Origin of the sequence: Mesorhizobium marinum, from assembly GCF_040813675.1 — a bacterium.
Lineage (GTDB): Bacteria > Pseudomonadota > Alphaproteobacteria > Rhizobiales > Rhizobiaceae > Mesorhizobium_K > Mesorhizobium_K marinum.
Window position 1 is genome coordinate 251,324 of sequence record NZ_JBFOCI010000005.1, and the last position, 17,189, is coordinate 268,512.

Annotated in this window: 16 protein-coding genes; 13 read left to right on the forward strand and 3 right to left on the reverse strand. The window is 67.8% G+C overall.

Annotated features, from left to right (window positions below; genetic code table 11):
• Positions 1 to 57: 57 nt before the first annotated feature.
• The 7 genes from ABUE31_RS17100 to ABUE31_RS17130 all read left to right on the forward strand — a co-directional run bounded on the left by ABUE31_RS17100 (position 58) and on the right by ABUE31_RS17130 (position 7,201).
• Complete coding sequence (locus tag ABUE31_RS17100) at positions 58 to 1,554, forward strand: FAD-linked oxidase C-terminal domain-containing protein (protein WP_367724892.1); 1,497 nt, start codon at positions 58 to 60, stop codon at positions 1,552 to 1,554.
• Complete coding sequence (locus ABUE31_RS17105) at positions 1,554 to 2,141, forward strand: ASCH domain-containing protein (RefSeq protein WP_367724893.1); 588 nt, start codon at positions 1,554 to 1,556, stop codon at positions 2,139 to 2,141. Before ABUE31_RS17100 ends, ABUE31_RS17105 begins: the two co-directional genes overlap by 1 nt.
• Positions 2,138 to 3,394 carry a glycolate oxidase subunit GlcE gene (gene glcE / locus ABUE31_RS17110; protein WP_367724894.1) on the forward strand — a complete coding sequence of 419 codons (1,257 nt, stop codon included), beginning with the start codon at positions 2,138 to 2,140 and terminating at the stop codon, positions 3,392 to 3,394. The genes ABUE31_RS17105 and glcE overlap by 4 nt, the downstream gene beginning before the upstream one ends.
• Positions 3,391 to 3,768: a DUF4870 family protein gene (locus ABUE31_RS17115; RefSeq protein ID WP_367724895.1), complete on the forward strand. Its 378-nt coding sequence runs from the start codon at positions 3,391 to 3,393 to the stop codon at positions 3,766 to 3,768. Before glcE ends, ABUE31_RS17115 begins: the two co-directional genes overlap by 4 nt.
• A 109-nt stretch (positions 3,769 to 3,877) precedes the next feature.
• Positions 3,878 to 5,182: a glycolate oxidase subunit GlcF gene (gene glcF / locus ABUE31_RS17120; RefSeq protein ID WP_367724896.1), complete on the forward strand. Its 1,305-nt coding sequence runs from the start codon at positions 3,878 to 3,880 to the stop codon at positions 5,180 to 5,182.
• 65 nt (positions 5,183 to 5,247) lie between these two features.
• The gene (locus ABUE31_RS17125) at positions 5,248 to 5,664 is read left to right on the forward strand and encodes a hypothetical protein (RefSeq protein ID WP_367724897.1); all 417 of its coding nucleotides are present in this window, start codon (positions 5,248 to 5,250) and stop codon (positions 5,662 to 5,664) included.
• A gap of 58 nt (positions 5,665 to 5,722) precedes the next feature.
• The gene (locus ABUE31_RS17130) at positions 5,723 to 7,201 is read left to right on the forward strand and encodes a multicopper oxidase family protein (RefSeq protein WP_367724898.1); all 1,479 of its coding nucleotides are present in this window, start codon (positions 5,723 to 5,725) and stop codon (positions 7,199 to 7,201) included.
• An 86-nt stretch (positions 7,202 to 7,287) separates the two neighbouring features.
• On the opposite strand, the gene ABUE31_RS17135 is transcribed toward ABUE31_RS17130, so the two are convergent.
• Positions 7,288 to 8,052 carry a L,D-transpeptidase gene (locus tag ABUE31_RS17135; protein ID WP_367724899.1) on the reverse strand — a complete coding sequence of 255 codons (765 nt, stop codon included), beginning with the start codon at positions 8,050 to 8,052 and terminating at the stop codon, positions 7,288 to 7,290.
• Positions 8,053 to 8,236: 184 nt separating this feature from the next.
• On the opposite strand from ABUE31_RS17135, the gene ABUE31_RS17140 reads away from it, so the two are divergent.
• A complete protein-coding gene (locus tag ABUE31_RS17140; RefSeq protein ID WP_367724900.1) occupies positions 8,237 to 8,869 on the forward strand; it encodes a DNA-3-methyladenine glycosylase I in 633 nt (210 codons plus the stop codon).
• 18 nt (positions 8,870 to 8,887) lie between these two features.
• On the opposite strand, the gene ABUE31_RS17145 is transcribed toward ABUE31_RS17140, so the two are convergent.
• Positions 8,888 to 9,109, reverse strand: a complete 222-nt coding sequence (locus tag ABUE31_RS17145; protein ID WP_367724901.1) for a hypothetical protein — start codon at positions 9,107 to 9,109, stop codon at positions 8,888 to 8,890.
• 108 nt (positions 9,110 to 9,217) lie between these two features.
• Positions 9,218 to 9,952: a type 1 glutamine amidotransferase gene (locus tag ABUE31_RS17150; protein WP_367724902.1), complete on the reverse strand. Its 735-nt coding sequence runs from the start codon at positions 9,950 to 9,952 to the stop codon at positions 9,218 to 9,220.
• A 70-nt stretch (positions 9,953 to 10,022) separates the two neighbouring features.
• Here ABUE31_RS17150 and ABUE31_RS17155 point away from each other — a divergent pair, with 70 nt between their 5' ends.
• The 5 genes from ABUE31_RS17155 to ABUE31_RS17175 all read left to right on the forward strand — a co-directional run bounded on the left by ABUE31_RS17155 (position 10,023) and on the right by ABUE31_RS17175 (position 17,171).
• On the forward strand, positions 10,023 to 10,706 hold the full coding sequence (locus ABUE31_RS17155) for a hypothetical protein (protein ID WP_367724903.1): 684 nt from the start codon (positions 10,023 to 10,025) through the stop codon (positions 10,704 to 10,706).
• 50 nt (positions 10,707 to 10,756) lie between these two features.
• A complete protein-coding gene (locus ABUE31_RS17160; protein WP_367724904.1) occupies positions 10,757 to 11,491 on the forward strand; it encodes a 16S rRNA (uracil(1498)-N(3))-methyltransferase in 735 nt (244 codons plus the stop codon).
• A gap of 111 nt (positions 11,492 to 11,602) precedes the next feature.
• Entirely contained in the window at positions 11,603 to 12,976 is a 1,374-nt protein-coding gene (locus ABUE31_RS17165; protein WP_367724905.1) for a glutamate--cysteine ligase, read from the forward strand.
• A gap of 346 nt (positions 12,977 to 13,322) precedes the next feature.
• Positions 13,323 to 16,043 (forward strand): autotransporter family protein, encoded by a 2,721-nt coding sequence (locus tag ABUE31_RS17170; protein WP_367724906.1) that lies wholly within the window; start codon positions 13,323 to 13,325, stop codon positions 16,041 to 16,043.
• Positions 16,044 to 16,157: 114 nt separating this feature from the next.
• Positions 16,158 to 17,171, forward strand: coding sequence for a DUF937 domain-containing protein (locus ABUE31_RS17175; RefSeq protein ID WP_367724907.1), 1,014 nt, complete (start codon positions 16,158 to 16,160; stop codon positions 17,169 to 17,171).
• Positions 17,172 to 17,189: the final 18 nt, after the last annotated feature.

Below are 17,189 nucleotides of genomic sequence, written 5' to 3' on the forward strand. Positions count from 1 at the left end.
GACGACAACAGGTAAAACCTTTTGACCAGTTGGGGGCAGCGACCCCGGGAGGCGAGAATGACCGGCCTGGCAATGCCCAAGCCCGATGCCGAGACGATGCGGCGGCGCGACGAGATCGTGGCGGACCTGGCGCGGATCGTGCCGGGCGAAGGCGTGGTCGACGCGGTCAACGAGATGCGCGCCTTCGAGACCGACGGGCTGACAGCCTATCGGCAGTTGCCGCTGGTCGTGGTGCTGCCCGAAACGGTCGCGCAGGTCGCGCACGTTCTGAAATACTGCAACGACCGCAATATCCGCGTCGTACCGCGCGGCTCCGGCACCTCGCTGTCGGGCGGCGCGCTGCCGCTGGAAGACGCCGTTTTGCTGGTGATGAGCCGGTTCAACCGTATCCTCGAGGTCGACTACCCGAACCGCTGCGTGGTGGCGCAGCCGGGCGTGACCAATCTCGGCATCACGCGCGCCGTCGAGGACGAGGGATTCTACTACGCGCCTGACCCCTCCTCGCAGATCGCCTGTTCCATTGGCGGCAACGTGGCGGAGAACTCCGGCGGCGTGCACTGCCTGAAATACGGGCTGACCGCCAACAACGTGCTCGGCATCGAGATGGTGCTGATGGACGGCGAGGTGGTGCGGCTCGGCGGCCGGCACCTCGATTCGGGCGGCTACGACCTGCTCGGCGTGATGACCGGCTCGGAGGGCCTGCTCGGCGTCGTCACCGAGGTCACCGTGCGTATCCTGAAGAAGCCGGACACGGCGCGTGCGCTGCTCATCGGCTTCCCGACCAGCGAGCAGGGCGGCCAATGCGTCGCCGACATCATCGGCGCCGGCATCATCCCCGGCGGCATGGAGATGATGGACCGGCCAGCCATTCATGCGGCCGAGGATTTCGTCAATGTCGGCTATCCGCTCGACGTCGAGGCGCTTTTGATCGTCGAGCTGGACGGGCCCGCCGTCGAGGTCGATCACCTGATCGAGCGCGTCGAGGCCATCGCCCACCGCAATGGCTCGACGACCTGCCGCATCTCGGGATCCGAGGACGAGCGGCTCGCCTTCTGGGCCGGGCGCAAGGCCGCCTTCCCGGCGGTCGGCCGCATCTCGCCGGACTATATGTGCATGGACGGCACCATCCCGCGCAAGGAACTGCCGAAGGTTCTGGCGGGCATGCGCGAGCTCTCGGAAAAGTACGGACTGAGGGTCGCCAACGTCTTCCACGCCGGCGACGGAAACCTCCATCCGCTGATCCTGTTCGACGCCAACGTGCCGGGCGAACTGGAGAAGGCCGAACAGTTCGGCGCCGACATCCTCAGGCTCTGCGTCAGGGTCGGCGGGGTGCTGACCGGCGAGCACGGGGTCGGCGTCGAGAAGCGCGACCTGATGGGCGAGATGTTCAGCCAAGTCGACCTCGACCAGCAGATGCGGGTGAAATGCGCCTTCGACCCCAATCACCTGCTCAATCCCGGCAAGGTGTTCCCGCAGCTGCGCCGCTGCGCCGAGCTCGGGCGCATGCATGTCTCCGGGGGCAAGCTTCCGTTCCCGAGCATTCCGAGGTTCTGATGCTGTTCCGGCGTGCGACCCTCGACAGTGTCGCCGACGGCAAGGTGACCCTTGCCTTCCGGCGCTGGAAACGGCCGACGGTGAAGGCCGGCGGACGGGTGCGGACCGCCGCCGGCGAGGTCAGGATCGGCGGGATCGGCACGATCGACGCGGCGACGCTGACCGCCAGCGACGCCGCCGCCGCGGGCTTCCCGACGCTGGATTCCCTTCACCGCATGCTGGGTCCGGAGAATGGCGACCCGGTCTACCGGATCGAACTAGAAGGCATTGCGCCGGACGCCCGCGCCGCGCTGCGTGTCGACGCCCAACCGACCGCGGCCGAGTGGAAGGCCATCGAGGCGCGGTTCGCGCGGTGGGAGAAGGAAGCGGCCGGCTATTTCCCGGCCATCCTGGCGGCGATCGCGGAACGGCCCGGCGTAGCCGCCCAGGAACTCGCCGCGACCTTCAACATGGATAAGCCGAAGTTCAAGCGCGACGTCCGCAAGCTGAAGGAACTCGGCCTGACCGAAAGCCTCGATGTCGGTTACAGGCTGTCGCCGCGCGGCGCCACCGTGCTCGAGCGGTTGCGGAGTTCGACAGCATCATGACCACGTTCCTTCCCTTCACCGCGCAGGACGTCGCCACCGCCGTGCAGTGGGCGATCTCGGAGAATGCGCCTATCGAGATCGTCGGGCATGGCTCCAAGCGCGGTGTCGGACGCCCCCTGCAATGCGAGCACGCCATCGACCTGTCGGCCATGTCGGGCGTCACCCTCTACGAACCCGAGGAATTGGTGCTGTCGGCCAAGGCGGGCACGCCCGTCGCCGACATCGAACGGCTGCTGGCGCAAAACGGCCAGCAACTCGCCTTCGAGCCGATGGACTGCTCGCGCCTGCTCAACCACGACACGCGCGGCGGCAAGGGCGGCACGATCGGCGGCGCGATCGCCGCCAACCTGTCGGGGCCGCGACGGCTGACGGCGGGCGCGGCGCGCGATCATGTTCTCGGCATCACCGCCGTCTCCGGGCGGGGCGAGACCTTCAAGTCGGGCGGGCGCGTGGTCAAGAACGTCACCGGCTACGACCTCTCCAAGCTGATGACGGGGTCGTGGGGAACGCTCGGTGTGCTGACCGACGTGACCATCAAGGTGCTTCCGGCTGCCGAGACCGAAACCACGCTGGCGATCCGCGGCCTGTCCGACGACCTCGCGGCGGCCGCGATGGCGCTCGCGATGGGATCGAGCGCCGAAGTTTCCGGGGCCGCCCACCTGCCCTACGGCTTCGCGGAACGCGTCGCCGGCGACATGCGCGGCAACGATCCCGCGACGCTGCTGCGGGTCGAGGGCTTCGGGCCGTCGGTCGCCTCGCGCGTCGGCCTGCTCAAGACCCTGCTTGCGAATGCGGGGCCGATCGAAGAGGTCTCCGGCTCAAGGGCGACGTGGCGCGACATCCGCGACTGCGCGCCCTTCGCCGACGGCAGCGACCGGCCGGTCTGGCGCGTGTCCATGGCCCCGTCGCAGGCGCATCAGATGGTGCTGGCCTTGCGCATGGAAACCGGGGCCGACGCCTTCTACGACTGGCAGGGCGGTCTGGTCTGGCTGCGCATGGAAGCCGACCCCGAGGACCAGGCGTTGCGCAGGCTGATGCGGCAGTTCGGCGGCGGCCATGCGACCCTGATGCGGGCGGCGCCCGCCTGGCGCGCGGCCGTGCCGGTGTTCGAGCCCGAGCCGGCCCCGCTTGCGGCGCTTTCGGCCAGGGTCAAGGCGGAGTTCGACCCCAAGGGATTGTTCAACCCGGGCCGCATGTCGGCGGCCGCGAACTCTGCTACGGTGCCGCCGGCAACAGAGGAGACCGCGCCATGACCGACACCCCGCCGCCCGCCGCGCCACGCCAGACCGACCGCTGGCTGGAACCCGGGCAGACCAACGCGCTCGTCGTCTACATCCTCTACCTGGCCGGGCTGGTGATCGGCATCAGCGGACTGGTCGGGCTGGTCATCGCCTATGTCAATCGCGGCAAGGCCGGCGGCTTTGTCGAGACGCACTACACCTGGCAGATCCGCACCTTCTGGATCGGCCTGCTCTTCGCGCTCGTCTCGATGGTCCTGATGTTCGTCGCGGTCGGCTTCGTACTGATGTTCGCTGTCGCCGTCTGGTTCATCGTCCGCTGCATCATCGGCATCCAGGCGCTGCAGCGCAACGAGCCGATCAAGAACCCCCAGAGCTGGCTGATCTAGCATGCGCGAAATTCAGACCGAGGCGGCGGCCGCAAGGCGGCCGTGCATGCAGCGGAACCATTGAATTCTCCGCAGCACTGAAGCCCCAATCGCAAGGAACCGCGTCCGCGTGCAGACCACCTTCACCGCCGAGCAACTCGCCGATCCGCATGTGGAGGAATCGGAAAAGATCCTGCGCAAATGCGTGCATTGCGGCTTCTGCACCGCGACCTGCCCGACCTATGTGACGCTCGGCAACGAACTGGATTCGCCGCGCGGGCGCATCTACCTGATCAAGGACATGCTGGAGAACGGCCGGGCGGCCGATGAGCAGATCGTCACCCATATCGACCGCTGCCTGTCCTGCCTGTCCTGCATGACGACTTGCCCCTCCGGCGTGAACTACATGCACCTCGTCGACCATGCGCGCGCGCATATCGAGAAGACCTACAAGCGGCCGTTTTCGGACCGTGCGGTGCGCGCGCTGCTCGCCGCCGTCCTGCCCTATCCCGGCCGCTTCCGGGCCGCGCTGATACTCGCCAAGCTCGGGCGGCCATTCGCCGGGCTGTTCGATCGCATGCCTGCGCTGAAGCCGCTGGCCGCCATGCTGAGGCTGGCGCCGGCCTCGACGCCGCGGCGCTCTCGCAACGCCTCGCCCGGGGTCCATGCCGCCGCCGGCGCGCGCACCAGCCGCGTCGCGCTCTTGACCGGCTGCGCACAGCCCGTGCTCGACCCCGCCATCAACGACGCGACGATCTCGCTGCTCACCCGGCTCGGCGTCGAAGTGGTCGTGCCGCAGGGCGAAACCTGCTGCGGCGCCCTGGTCCACCACATGGGCCGCGAGGAGGCCGCCCTAGTCTCGGCCCGGCAGAATGTCGACGCCTGGACCCGCGAGATCGAGGGAAATGGGCTCGACGCCATCGTCATCACGGCGTCCGGCTGCGGCACCACGATCAAGGACTACGGCTTCATGCTGCGGCTCGACCCGGCCTATGCGGACAAGGCGGCGCGGGTCTCGTCGCTCGCCCGCGACGTCACCGAGTTCCTGGCTACCCTGGACCTGCCGGAGCCGGCGGTGAAGCCGGACCTGACCGTCGCCTATCATTCCGCCTGCTCGATGCAGCACGGCCAGAAGATCACCCGCCAGCCGAAGGACCTGCTCAAGAAGGCAGGCTTCACCGTGAAGGAACCGCGCGAGGGGCATCTGTGCTGCGGGTCTGCCGGCACCTACAACATCATGCAGCCGGAGATTTCGGCCAAGCTGCGCGAACGCAAGGTGAAGAACATCGAGGCGACGGGCGCCGCGCTGGTGGCCACCGGCAACATCGGCTGCATCACGCAGATCGCCTCGGCGGCGAAGCTGCCGGTGGTGCACACGGTCGAACTGCTCGACTGGGCCTATGGGGGCAAGCGGCCGGCGGGGCTCAGGCCGTAGTTGCCAAGCCGCCGGAGCCATCCGGGCGCGGACCGCTGGCAAACGCGCGCGGATGAGATAGAACGGTGGCGATGACGAAGCGTTTTTCCGCACGTCCGACATATCTCCGGCGGACCGGTATCCGGCCCGCGGCGACGCGCTGGCTCGCGCTGATCCTGTTTGTCGGCGTCGCGGCGGTCTGGATGCCGTTCTTCCACGCGGCCTGGGCGGCGCCGATGCAAAGCGGCGGGACCGCCATGCACGCGAGCGACATGGCGACGTCGCATGCCGCGCATTATCAGGACCCTGGCGGGCGCGACGGCGCGCAAACCGCCGCGAAAGCCTGCCTCACCGACATGTGTCCGTTGCACAACTGCGTTGTCGCGGCGCCTGCCGCGATCGCTGGTTCCGGGCAGCGCGACTGCTTCGCGCCGGCTCCGGCAGACACCCGTGTCGGGACCGCGCCACCTGCCGAGGGCCCTCCCCCCAAATCGACGACGTGATCCGCCGCGGGCGCACCGCCCGCCACGAACACGTCAATCCGATTTGGAGTGAACAAACATGACCCGCATGAACAGACGCCGCTTCCTCGCCGGAAGCGCCGCGGTCGCGGCCGCACTGACAACAACCCATCCCCGCATCGCGGGCGCAAGCCAGCCGCAGCGGCAGTTGCGGGCGGAAACCCGCGTCATCGACGTCAACGGCCGCGCCGCCACGGTTTTCGGCCTGCGTGACGAGACCGGCCGCCACGGCCTCGCCTTCGATGCCGGCGAACGCTTCGCCGTCCGCTTCGCCAACCGTTCCGGCGAGCCGACGCTCGTCCACTGGCACGGCCTGACGCCGCCCTGGCGACAGGACGGCACGCCCGACATCTCCGCGCCTCTGCTCGCCAGCGGCGAAGAGGCGACCTACGACTTCGCGCTGGCGCGCCCGGGCACCAACTGGATGCACGCCCACACGCTCCAGGAGCAGCGGCTGATGGCCGCGCCGCTGATCGTCCGCGATCCGTCCGACAAGGGCATCGATGAACAGGAAGTCGTGGTGCTGTTCCACGACTTCTCGTTCACGGCGCCCGAGGAACTGCTGGCCAAGCTCGACGGTTCCGGCGGCATGGACCACGGGGCGATGGACCACGGCTCGATGAACCACATGGCCATGGGTCAGATGGACATGGGGGAGATGGAGACAGGTCAGCCTGCCACGGACCACGCCGCGATGGGCCACGGCGGCATGACGATGGACGTCAACGACATCGAGTTCGACGCCTATCTCGCCAACGACCGCACGCTGGACGACCCGGAGGTCATCAGCGTGGAACAGGGTGGACGGGTGCGCCTGCGGCTGATCAACGGCTCCGCCGCGACCAACTACACGCTCGACCTCGGCGCGCTCGAGGGCGACCTCGTCGCCGTCGACGGCATGCCGATCGTGCCGCTCAGGGGCCGGCGCTTTGCCTTCGGCATCGCGCAGCGGCTCGACATCCGCCTCCAGCTGCCGCGCGGAACCGCGGCCTTCCCCATCCTCGCCCTGCGCGAGGGCGCGGCACAGCGGTCCGGACTGCTGCTTGCGCCAACTGGAGCAGCGGTCGCGAAGCTGCCGGTGCAAGGGGACGCGACAGGGCCGATCGTCGGTCTGTCGCTCGAACGCCAGCTGCGCGCCGTGGCGCCGCTGTCGGTGCGCCGCGCCGACAGGCGGATTGAAATCGCCCTTGCGGGGACGATGCAGGGATATCGCTGGGCGCTGGAAGCCATGCCCGACCCGTTCAGGGTCGGCACCGGCGAACGCGTCGAGATCGCGATGACCAACACCAGCATGATGTCACATCCCATGCACCTGCACGGGCACCACTTCCAGGTTACGGAGATCGACGGCGAGACGCTGTCGGGCGCGGTGCGCGACACGGTCGTCGTGCCGCCGATGAGCCGGGTGACGATCGCCTTCGACGCCGACAATGCCGGCAACTGGGCGTTCCACTGCCACCATCTCTACCACATGGTGGCCGGCATGATGGGGCGTATCGAGTACGAACAATACTCGTAGGCCAGGCGGCTGCCCGCACTGGGCGTGGCCTCACCGCGCCCCGGCAGACCTCCTGTCGGGACGCTTCCCGGCCGAAAGCGCAGGGATCAAAGCACAACCACCTTGGCGCCGACGCCGGTGCGTTCGTAGAGTTCGACGACGTCCTCGTTGCGCATGCGGATGCAGCCGGACGACACCGCCTGGCCGATCGTCCAGGGCTGGTTGGTGCCGTGGATGCGGTAGAGCGTCGATCCCAGATAGAGCGCCCGCGCGCCGAGCGGGTTTTCCGGGCCGCCCGGCATGTAGGCCGGCAACACGCGGCCCTTCTGGCGCTCGCGCGCGATCATCTCGGCCGGCGGACGCCAGTCCGGCCATTCGGCCTTGCGCGTCACCTTGTGCGTGCCGGCCCATTCGAAACCCGGCTTGCCGGTGCCGACGCCGTAGCGGCGCGCCTTGCCGCCTTCTTCGACCAGGAACAGGAAGTTCTGCGTCGTGTCGATGATGATCGTGCCGGGCTGCTCCGGGCCGGCATAGGCGACCTCCTGCGGCAGGTAGATCGGGTCCATCTCGCGGCGAACGGCGCGCTTTTCCTGCGGCGCGACCGACACGGTGCGGACCTGCTCGGTGCGCGGCCGTTGCGCGCCGCCCATCAGGTTGCGCACGGCGCGGCGCGACTCGACCTCGTTGGGAAACGCCTTGCGCTGCTTGAACAGCACCTTGCCCGGCTTCTGCCCGAGCTGCATTACCCATGGCGCGGAGAGGTCCGGGCTGACGACGACCGGCGGGCGCTCGGCATAACGATCGTTGGCGAACGCCGGCGGGACCACGGATGCAATCGCAACCGCGACGGCAGGCAACAGCACTCTCTTCATCACACACGCCCTCGACACGTCTCGACACCGGGGCCTTGACCCCGCTTCGGCGGCATGTTGGCGGCCGGCGGCAACCGAATGGTGAATCGGAATGCTTCAAATGCGCGAATGTCAGTAAAGCTTTTGGCGTGGTTACCGCCGGGTTCAGGAATCTGGTAAAGGCCGCGTAAATCGCGAGGACGAGATGACTGCACCAGGTTTGGTCGAGGGCGACGACGGCAAGACGCGCTGCGCATGGCACGGCAACCTGCCGGATTATCTCGCCTATCACGACGGCGAATGGGGCCGTCCGGTCGCCGACGACATCAGGCTGTTCGAGAAGATCTGCCTCGAAGGATTCCAGTCGGGCCTGTCGTGGCTGACCATCCTCAGGAAGCGTGAGAATTTCCGCGCCGCCTTCGCCGGCTTTGACTTCGACAAGGTGGCGGCGTTCACCGGGGCCGACGTCGAGCGCCTGCTCGGCGACGCCGGCATCGTGCGCCACCGCGGCAAGATCGTCTCGACGATCAACAATGCCCGCCGCGCGCAGGAACTCGTCGCCGAAGCGGGGTCGCTCGCCGCCTGGTTCTGGCGCTTCGAGCCGAGTCCGGACGAGCGCCCGAAGTCGTTCGACTGGGCGACGTTGAGGGCAATGCCGACGACGCCGGCATCGACGCGCATCTCAAAAGAACTGAAGAAACGCGGCTGGACCTTCGTCGGCCCCACCACCGTCTACGCCTTCATGCAGGCGATGGGCATGGTCAACGACCATGTCGAAGGCTGCGTCTGCCGTGCGCAGGTCGAGAAGGCTCGGATGGCGTTCAGGCGTCCGGCCTGAGCCGACGCCGCGCCGGCGTCACGCCACGGGTCCGGACAGGGAGAGACCGACGACCAGGGCCACGACCGTCGCGACCGCCGGGTAGACGACGAGCAGCCCGGTGACCAGCGCGTCCGACAGGGACGTCGTGGCGGCGTCCTTGGTTGCCGGGTCGAACGGCCCGGCAACAACCCGTCCCGCCGGCCGGATTGCCCTGTCCGCCGCGCGCAGGCGGCATTCGATCTCTTGTTCGTGCACCATGATTCGGAGCCTCGACATCGTATCGGAGCGTTATCCGCGCCGATTGTGACCGGACCATGCCGGTTCGGCGGCCGAATTGTTTCGTTTTCGGGCAAATTCTGTTGCAGATCAGGCGGATGCGCTGTCCCGAACCCGCATGCCGGCTGGGATCGCCGCGACCCAGGCGCGGGCAAGCGCCAGCCCTGCGGCATCGGCGGCAGCGCCGTGCCGTGCCGCCTCGGCGTCGTGGCGGATCGCCCAGCCCGGCTGCCGTTCGGCCAACAGGTCGGCGAAGACGGCGTTCCAGCGGGCGACGTGGGGGCGGTCGGCCTCGAAATGGAACTGCGTGCCGTAGGCGGCGCGGCCGATGCGGAAGGCCTGGTTCTCAGCGGCCGGATTGGTCGCCAGCCGAACCGCGCCCGGCGGCAGCGTAAAGGTGTCGTCGTGCCACTGGAAGCTGCTGAACGTCCCGGGCAGGGCGCCGATCACCGGGTCGCCGGCGCCTTCCGCGGTCTGCTCGATGCCGTGCCAGCCGAACTCGGAGGCCGCGCCGACAAGGTTTTCCGCGCCATAGGCGCGGGCGAGCAGCTGGCTGCCGAGGCAGACACCGAGCACCGCGCGGCCGCTGTCGGCGAATTCGCGCATCAGCGAAAGCAGCGAGGGGAAATAGGGGCAGCCCGCGTCGTCGAGGGCGTTCTGTCCGCCGCCGAGCACGATCAGCGCATCATGGCCTTCGGCGTCCGCCGGCAGGCTTTCGCCGTCGTAGGGGCGGCGCAGGTCCAGCTCCGCCTTCGCCTCGTGCAGGGCGGTGCCGAGTTGACCAAGCCCCTCATCATCGAAATTCTGGACCACCAGTACGCGCATTTCCGTTCCATCCGCCAAGAGCGGAGCACGGATACCACGAGCCCGACACGCCAAGAAGAGGCCATCGTCTATGCCACTGCAGAACCGGGTCGACCCGTTCGGCGACATCCACGCGGCCGACGCGCGCGGCCTGTTCACCGGCAATCGCGGGATCATCCACGACCCCGCGACCAAGACGCTCCTGAAGCGCCGCTGGACGACGAAGGCGTGGATCGTCTGTACCTGCGACTACAAGGGGCGGCGGCGCGACGTCATGGGCCGCAACGGGCCGAACGGCGGCGCCGGCTGGACCGAACTGTTCTTCCTCGACGAGGTTACGGCCCTGTCGGCGGGTCACCGGCCATGTTTCACCTGCCAGCGCGAGCGAGCGAAGGAGTTTTGCGACTGCTTCGCCCGGGGCCGTGGCCTCGCGTCGATCGCCGCCCCCGCGGTCGACCGGGTCCTGCACGGGGAACGCCGCGCGTCTGGCGGAACGCCGCGCAAGCTGACGCCTGCGGAAGCCTGGAGCCTGCCGGACGGCGCGATGGTGGCGCAGGGCGGCCTGGCTTTCGCGGTCCACGGCGACTGGCTGGTCCCCTGGTTCATGCAGGGATACGGCAGGATCTGCAGCCGCGCGGGCGTCGAGACGGACGACACGTCCCTGTTGACTCCGCCGGCGACGGTCGCCGCGATCCGGGCCGGCTACCGGCCGATCTGGAGCGCGACGCTGAGGGATTTCGAGGCCAACGCCGCGGCGATCGGACCCGATATCTAGAACGCCGTCGCGTGCTTGACGGTCGCCACGCGCTGAAGCATTGCTTGTCGATGCGCGCCAATTACAAGATGCAACGGTTGTTCGTGCCGGACGACCTTCGGGCCGGGTCGGCCTTCGAGGCAGGCCCCGAACAGAGTCATTATCTGTCGAACGTGCTGCGCATGCCGGAAGGCAGCGAACTGCTGGTCTTCAACGGCCGCGACGGCGAGTGGCTGGCGCGGATCTCCGCCAGGGGGAAGAAGACGCTTCGGCTCGACGCGGTCGAGCAGACACGGCCGCAGCCGGCGACGCCCGACCTCGTCTACTGCTTCGCGCCGCTGAAGGTCGGCCGGCTCGACTACCTCGTCCAGAAGGCGGTCGAGATGGGCGCCGGCGTGCTGCAGCCGGTCATCACCCAGCACACGCAGCTTGCCAGGGTCGGCATCGAGCGGCTTCAGGCCAACGCGGTGGAAGCAGCCGAACAATGCGGCATCCTGGCGATCCCCGAGGTTCGCGAGACGCTGAAGTTCGACAGGCTGCTGGCCGGCTGGGACAAGGAGCGGCGGCTCGTCTTCTGCGACGAGGATTCCTCCACCAACAATCCGCTGCCTGCCCTGCAGGCCGTGCGCGAGACGAAACTGGCCCTGCTGGTCGGGCCGGAAGGCGGCTTTTCCGACGACGAGCGCAGGCAACTGCGCGCCCTGCCCTTCGTGACCGCGATCCCGCTCGGTCCGCGCATCCTCAGGGCCGACACCGCGGCCGTCGCCGCGCTCGCCGTCATGCAGGCGACGGTCGGCGACTGGTAGGCACGTCAACGCGCTTCATCGGCTGCTCAACTTTTTTTGCTTGATAGTCTCCTGACATTTCGGCCATCAAGCGCCGGGCGGCCCGGAACGGCGTCCGCTTGAGGGCAGACCATGGCGCGCGACACCACCGATTCCAGGCCGATCGAGAGCATCGACGAACTCGTCGCGCATCTCGCCGAAGGCAACAAGCCCCGGCAGAAGTGGCGGATCGGCACGGAACACGAGAAGTTTCCGTTCTTCGTCGATGGCAACGCGCCGGTTCCCTATGGCGGGACGCGCGGCATTCGGGCGATCCTCGAAGGCATGCAGCAGAAGCTCGGCTGGGATCCGATCCTCGACGCCGGGCGCATCATCGGCCTGGTCGAGCCGACCGGCCAGGGCGCGATCAGCCTTGAGCCCGGCGGGCAGTTCGAGCTTTCGGGCGCGCCGCTTGAGACGCTGCACCAGACCTGCCGCGAGGGCAACGCGCATCTCGCGCAGTTGCGCGAAATCGCCGAGCCGCTCGGCATCCGCTTCCTCGGCCTCGGCGGCAGCCCGAAATGGACGCTCGCCGAGACGCCCAGGATGCCGAAGTCGCGCTACGAGATCATGACGCGCTACATGCCCAAGGTCGGGACCAAGGGCCTGGACATGATGTACCGCACCTGCACGATCCAGGTGAATCTCGACTTCGAGAGCGAGGCGGACATGCGCCGCAAGATGCAGGTCTCGCTGAAGCTGCAGCCGCTGGCGACCGCGCTGTTCGCCAACTCGCCCTTCACCGAGGGCCGGCCCAACGGGCTGGTCTCCTGGCGCGGCGACATCTGGCGCGACACCGACAACCAGCGCTCCGGCCTCAAGGAATTCTGCTTCGCCGGCGATTTCGGCTTCTTCGACTATGTCGACTGGGCGCTCGACGTGCCGATGTATTTCGTCATCCGCGACGGCCAGTATATCGACATGACGCGCTACACCTTCCGCCAGTTCCTGACCGGCGAGGCGCGGCGCGAGCTGCCAGAATGCGACCCGACGATCGGCGACTGGGCCAACCACCTGTCGACGCTCTTCCCCGATGTCAGGCTGAAGCGCTTCCTGGAGATGCGCGGCGCCGACGGCGGTCCCTGGCGCAGGATCTGCGCCCTGCCGGCCTTCTGGGTCGGGCTGCTCTACGACGCCGAAGCGCTCGACGCGGCCGAGGCGCTGACCCGCGACTGGAGCTTTGCCGAGGTCAACGACATGCGCGAAGCCGTCCCGGCCAAGGGCATCAACGCCGAGTTCCGCGGCCGGACGCTGCGCGACCTCGCCCGCGAGGTTCTCGCGCTGTCGAGGCTCGGCCTGAGAAACCGTGCGCAGCTCAACCGCGACGGCTACGACGAGACGTCCTTCCTGACCCCGCTCGACGAAGTGGTGGCGCGCGGCTCGACCAGCGCCGAGGAGATGCTCGGCGCCTACCACACCCGCTGGGGCGGCTCGATCGAGCCCGTATTCCTCGAATACGCCTACTAGGCCGGATACCCCAGAGATGGGGCTATTCCCGCACTGAAGCGACAATTCATAATCTTCAAGATTGCTTATAAAGCCTCATCTAATCAGTATATCGTGTACGTAATTGCGGGTTTTATTAAGCATTTTTGATTTATTGCCTTGAATTCGCACTTGTCAAAGATCTGAAATCAAGTTCATTGTTCCAGATCTCAGGCAGTGCATTCAGGGAATTGGATTAATGCAGGTACGCGCAGGCGGGGGCGCATCGGACACTAGACTAAACAGAAAATACGAACTTCTCGGGGGCGCCTGCATAGCCGCCCTCGCTCTTGGCCTCACGGCCCCGGCGGCGCGGGCCGCAAATTTCGTGGCATCCAGCGAGGCCGAGTTCTACCAGGCGATAGCGGACGCGCAGGCGAACCCGGATGCGGCATCCACCATCACGCTGACGGCGAGTTTCACGATTGCCGGCCCGCCCCCTGCGATCGCAGTGAAGGCGATCACGATCGACACCGGCGCCAACACGCTGTCATACGCGTCGGGCGCCCTGTTCAACATTGCGAGCGGGGCAAGCCTGACGATCTCGGGCCAAATCCAGGGAACCGGCGTCCTGAATACGGGCCCGCTGGGCAAGGTCGGCGAGGGCGAACTCATCATCGACGGTGCGACCGGCGCCGGCATCACCAGAATCGGCCTCGATGGCGGGCACACGCTCGTCACCGGCGGCAGCGAAGTCACGTTTGGTACGTCTGTCGGCACGTTGTCCCAGCTGGACATAGCAGGCGGAGCGGGCCAGGTGGCGAGCCTGACGCTATCGGGCGCAGGGACGAGGCTGGTCGCCACGGGCACCGACACGACCGCCCTCAGCGGCGGCGTCGGCAGCCGATCGACCCTGACCATCGAGGATGGGGCTGCATATAGCAACCTGAACGCAACCATATCGGCCCACAAGATCGCGGGCGGCGGCACCGCGACGATCAACATTCTCGGCGACGGCTCGACGCTGGAAGCCAACAGCTTCGGATCCTACAACGGCGTCACCTCCATCAATGTGCTGGGCGGCGCGGTGGTGGACATCACCAATGCCACCAATTGGGCCGGCCTCGGAAACACCGCCCACCCCGGTGGGCGGGTCACCGCGGTGGTTTCCGGCAACGGGTCGAGATGGGATACGGGCACGACGCTGTCCATGCATACCGGTTCGCTTTCCATCCTCGATGGCGGCGCCGTCACTGCGGCGACGGTCAACGTCGGCACAACCACCAGCAACGTCGCGACCGAGTTCGACGTGCTGGTCTCCGGCGCTGGCTCGCAACTTGCCGCGACAGCGATGAACGTCGGGACGAGACGCGCCGGAACCCTGACCATCGCCAATGACGGCAGGGTCGTCGTCAACGGAGGCGCATCGGCCCTCGTGCTCGGCGGCGCATTCGCAAACAGCGACGCCACGCTGAACATCGGCGGCGCGCTCGGCGAGGCGGCAGTCGCGGCCGGCACGCTCGAGGCGTTGGCGGTTACCCTCGCCGCAAGCGCCGACATCAATTTCAACCACACCGAAACCGGCTATGTGTTCGACATCCCGATCAACGGCGCAGGCGCCATCAACCAGTATGCCGGGCGCACCATCTTCAACGCCGACCAGCCGGGCTTCACCGGCCTGACCAGCGTCTACGGCGGCACGCTGGAGGTGAACGGCGCCCTCAGCGGCATCATGGATGTCAGGGGTGGGATTCTCGCCGGCACCGGCTCGGTCGGCGACACCGCGAACTATGCCGGCGGCGCCATCGCTCCGGGAAGCAACGGAATCGGCACGCTGACCATCGACGGCAACTATACGAGCGCGGGCGGCGCGCTGCGGATCGAGACCGATTTCGGCGATCCTTCGTTCCCCACCGATCTTCTCGCCATCACCGGGGACTCGATCCTCGGCGCCGGCGCGACGCGGGTTTTCGTGACCAATGTCGGCAGCGGCGGGCTGGCAACGACGGGCGACGGCATCAAGATCGTCGACGTGGCGGGAGCGTCCGCCGCCGACGCCTTCGTGCTCGGCGCTCCGGCGATCGGCGGGGCCTATCTCTACGGCCTTTTCCAGAACGGCATCGCCGATCCCGCCGACGGCGACTGGTACCTGCGCATGACGGATACGCTCGCCCCGACCGTTCCGGTCTACGAGAACTACCCGGTCGTGATGCTCGGCCTGACCGAACTGCCGACCCTGCAGCAGCGCGTCGGCGACCGCTACTGGCCGGGAGCCGACGCGGCGGCGGGCTATGCGGGTCCGCGCAATCTGTGGACCCGGATCGAGGGCGCGCATCGTCATGTCGAGGGCGATTCGACAAGCGGCGCCGCCTACGACAGCGACCGCTTCCTCGTGCAGGCGGGCATCGACGGCCTGCTTGCCGAGAACGCCTCGGGCATGCTCATCGGCGGCTTCAACGCGCAGTACGGGCGGGTCAACGCCGACATCGAGTCCGACCTCGGCAACGGCGACAATTCGACCGACAGCTATGGCGTCGGCGCCACGCTGACCTGGTACGGCAATGACGGCATCTATGTCGACGGCCAGGCCGCGATCGCCCGCCTGTCGAGCGATCTCTCGGCCGACGCGACCGGTGAACTCGCCGACGGCAATGACGGCGTCGGCTATGCCTTCAGCATCGAGGCCGGTCGGAAACTGCCCGTCAGCGGCAACTGGTCGGTCACCCCGCAGGCGCAGTTCGCCTACACCTCGGTCGATTTCGACAACTTCACCGATCCGTTCGGCGCGACCGTCTCGCTCGAGAGCGGCGACAGCCTGAAAGGACGCATCGGCGCGTCGCTGGACTACGATGCCGGCGCCGGCGCCGGCCGCAGCCATGTCTACGGCATCGCCAATCTCACCTACGAGTTCCTGGACGGAACGGCGGTCGACGTGGCGGGCACGGAGGTCGCCTTCGAGCCGGACGCCTTCGGCGCGGAACTCGGGTTGGGCGGCACCTATCGCTGGGCCGACGGCAAGTACGCGCTCTACGGCGAGGCGCTCGCCTCGACCAGCTTCGAGGGCAGCTACGGCTTCAAGGGCACGCTGGGTTTCAGCACGGCGTTCTGAATGCCAAAGACGAGGCGGCCGCCTGGCGGCCGCCTCCCGCGCCAAGCCTGAAGACCACTTCATTCCAGTGGCAAAAGGCACTACGCTTCCCCCTGCGGAAACGGAGGAGCCACGATGAACCTGTTCGACATGCTTGCGAACGCACAGAACGGCCAGGGCATGGACCAGCTCGCCCGGCAGTTCAATCTCTCGCAGCAGCAGGCGCAGGCCGCGATCGAGGCGCTGCTGCCGGCGTTCAGCCAGGGGCTCAAGCGCAATGCGTCCGATCCCTACGGAGTCGGCGCTTTCATCAACGCGATGGCGACCGGCAACCACGCGAAATATTTCGAGGACGCGCAGAACGCCATGTCGCCGCAGGGAATGGCGGAAGGCAACGGCATCCTCGGCCATCTGTTCGGCTCGAAGGAGCTTTCGCGCGCGGTCGCCGCACAGGCCGCGCAGGCGACCGGCATCAGCCAGCAGGTGCTGCAGCAGATGCTGCCGGCGATCGCCGCGATGATCATGGGCGGCCTGTTCAAGCAGTCGATCAACCAGTTCAATCCGGGCCAGTTCAGCCCCGGGCAGCTGAGCCCCGGCCAGGCCTTCCCGGGACAGGCGGCGGCCGGCTTCGGCGGCTCGGGCAACCCGCTCGGCGAACTGATCGAGCAGATGATGCGGCAGGGCGGACAGATGGGTGGCGGCCAGGCCGAACAGCCGCGGGCGCGTGAGCCCCAGGCCGACCCCCGGCAGCAGGTTGACCCCTTCGACAACCCGTTCGGCAAGGTGCTGAAGGACATGTTCGGCGGCGCCGTCCCCGGAATGCCGGGCGGCGAGCAGCCGGCGCCCAGGCAGCAACCGCGTGGCCGCGCCGCCCCGCAGCCCGAGAACCCGTTCGGCGACAATCCGCTCGGCAAGATTTTCGAGGAAATGCTGAAGGGAGCCCAGGCGGGTGGCCAGGGCGGACGCGCGCCGGCGCCCGAACCGCAGGCGCGAGAGCCCCGCGCCAACCCGAGCGGGCGGACGAAGAACCCCTATGACGACCTGTTCGGCGAGATGTTCGAAAGCGGGCGAAAGCAGCGCGACGAATACGAAAAGAACGTCGGCTCGATCTTCGACCAGTTTTCGCGGGGTATGGACCGCTACCGATAGGGCCGGCCGGGATCGACC

Bases quoted from the DNA above. Each gene is read 5' to 3' on its own strand.
- ABUE31_RS17145 (WP_367724901.1), bottom strand. From the start codon at position 9,109: ATGGTGCACGAACAAGAGATCGAATGCCGCCTGCGCGCGGCGGACAGG.
- ABUE31_RS17165 (WP_367724905.1), top strand. From the start codon at position 11,603: ATGGCGCGCGACACCACCGATTCCAGGCCGATCGAGAGCATCGACGAA.
- ABUE31_RS17100 (WP_367724892.1), top strand. From the start codon at position 58: ATGACCGGCCTGGCAATGCCCAAGCCCGATGCCGAGACGATGCGGCGG.
- ABUE31_RS17105 (WP_367724893.1), top strand. From the start codon at position 1,554: ATGCTGTTCCGGCGTGCGACCCTCGACAGTGTCGCCGACGGCAAGGTG.
- ABUE31_RS17155 (WP_367724903.1), top strand. From the start codon at position 10,023: ATGCCACTGCAGAACCGGGTCGACCCGTTCGGCGACATCCACGCGGCC.
- ABUE31_RS17175 (WP_367724907.1), top strand. From the start codon at position 16,158: ATGAACCTGTTCGACATGCTTGCGAACGCACAGAACGGCCAGGGCATG.
- ABUE31_RS17130 (WP_367724898.1), top strand. From the start codon at position 5,723: ATGACCCGCATGAACAGACGCCGCTTCCTCGCCGGAAGCGCCGCGGTC.
- glcE (WP_367724894.1), top strand. From the start codon at position 2,138: ATGACCACGTTCCTTCCCTTCACCGCGCAGGACGTCGCCACCGCCGTG.
- ABUE31_RS17140 (WP_367724900.1), top strand. From the start codon at position 8,237: ATGACTGCACCAGGTTTGGTCGAGGGCGACGACGGCAAGACGCGCTGC.
- ABUE31_RS17115 (WP_367724895.1), top strand. From the start codon at position 3,391: ATGACCGACACCCCGCCGCCCGCCGCGCCACGCCAGACCGACCGCTGG.
- ABUE31_RS17160 (WP_367724904.1), top strand. From the start codon at position 10,757: ATGCGCGCCAATTACAAGATGCAACGGTTGTTCGTGCCGGACGACCTT.
- ABUE31_RS17135 (WP_367724899.1), bottom strand. From the start codon at position 8,052: ATGAAGAGAGTGCTGTTGCCTGCCGTCGCGGTTGCGATTGCATCCGTG.
- ABUE31_RS17150 (WP_367724902.1), bottom strand. From the start codon at position 9,952: ATGCGCGTACTGGTGGTCCAGAATTTCGATGATGAGGGGCTTGGTCAA.